The organism is Mesorhizobium sp. M7A.F.Ca.US.005.03.2.1 (assembly GCF_003997795.1).
Taxonomy (GTDB): Bacteria; Pseudomonadota; Alphaproteobacteria; order Rhizobiales; family Rhizobiaceae; genus Mesorhizobium; species Mesorhizobium ciceri.
This window is the reverse complement of record NZ_RZRP01001196.1, coordinates 1-1,419: the sequence shown is the minus strand read 5'-3', so window position 1 is coordinate 1,419 and position 1,419 is coordinate 1. Positions and strand designations below refer to the sequence as shown.

Here is a 1,419-nt window from a genome sequence, read left to right as displayed (position 1 = left end):
CTGCAAGGGCCGCCGTGACATAGATTTCGGGCCTGAGCAGCACCGATGGCTCGCCGGCAAGGAGATCGCGCAGAATGCCGCCGAAAGTGGCGGTGAGCACGCCGGTGATGACTGAGACGACCGTCGAACCGGTAATCGCAAGCCCCTTGGCCGCGCCCATCACCGAAAAAGCGGCGAGCCCGATGGCGTCGAGCCAGAGCAGCCATTTCCAGCGCGATTCGACACGATGCGCGCTGAAGAAGACCAGCACCGCAACCGCGGCGCAGACCAGCACATAGCCGGAGTTGGCGACCCAGAAAACCGGCAGGTTGAGGATGACGTCGCGAAGCGTGCCGCCACCTATCCCGGTGACGCTGGCCAGGAACAGGAAGCCGATAATGTCGAGCTGCTTGCGCGAAGCCGCAAGCGCTCCGGTCGCCGCGAAGACGGCGACACCGGCATAGTCGAGAAGCGCGATGGGGTTCATTGCAGGCCAGGGGAGTAAGGGAATAAGGCAGTAGGGCAGTAGGGCAGTATGTTTAGCACGAAGCCGCACGGAAGGTGCGATTGCCCTTTTCCCTACTGCCCTACTGCCCTACTGCCCTACTCCCCTACTCCCTTAACTATGCATCTTTCTCAGCCTGCTCGTTTACCGGCCCCGGCTCGACCGGCGCTTCAGCGGCGGCAAACTTCGGACCGCCTTTGGCGACGCCGACCATAGCCGGGCGCAGCACGCGGTCGCCGATCGAATAGCCCGGCTGCACGACCTGGACCACGGTGTTGGCCGGGACGTCCGGATTGGGCACTTCGAACATCGCCTGGTGGAAATTGGGATCGAACTTCTCGCCTTCCGGCGCGAGCTTCTTGACCCCATGCCGTTCCAGCGCCGACAGCATGGCGCGCTCGGTGAGGTCGACGCCTTCGATCAGCGCCTTGAAGCCGGCGTCACCCGATGCCTTGGCCTCGGCGGGAATCGCATCCAGCGCGCGGCGCAGATTGTCCGACACCGAAAGCATGTCGCGGGCGAAATTCGCGACCGCGTAGGTGCGCGCATCGTGAACATCGCGCGCCGTGCGGCGACGCAGGTTTTCCATCTCGGCCGCCACGCGCAGCGCGCGGTCCTTCAGCTCTTCATTTTCCTTCAGCAGCCGGACAAGGGCTTCATAGTCGCCGTCGGTGCTGCCTTCCGTGCGCTCGGCTGCGGGCTCGGTCGCCTCGACTTCATCGGGCGCGCGTTCGTCTTTTGCCTGGTCGCTCATCGCCGTTTCCCGTCAATCTCGAATGATGTGGATTTTGTGCCCGATATCGATGTTTGGCAGCCAAAAATCAAGGGGTAAGCGATTATGGAAGCCACCGGCCAAGGCCGGACAATGGCAGGCAAGGCATTTCGATTTTAATTCAAATTTTACCTTAACTGCCGGCTTTGCTTGCCCCACAGGC

2 protein-coding genes are annotated in these 1,419 nt (G+C 62.4%); both read right to left on the bottom strand.

What is annotated here, in order from left to right; translation table 11 throughout:
- A partial coding sequence (locus EN991_RS36165; protein ID WP_164769655.1) for a trimeric intracellular cation channel family protein occupies window positions 1-466 on the bottom strand: 466 nt, incomplete at its 3' end.
- A gap of 136 nt (window positions 467-602) precedes the next feature.
- Window positions 603-1,238, bottom strand: coding sequence for a nucleotide exchange factor GrpE (gene grpE / locus EN991_RS36160; RefSeq protein WP_027161324.1), 636 nt, complete (start codon window positions 1,236-1,238; stop codon window positions 603-605).
- Window positions 1,239-1,419: the final 181 nt, after the last annotated feature.

What these genes read in the sequence shown, in the direction of transcription:
- grpE (WP_027161324.1), bottom strand. Translation starts at nt 1,238, where the DNA reads ATGAGCGACCAGGCAAAAGACGAACGCGCGCCCGATGAAGTCGAGGCG.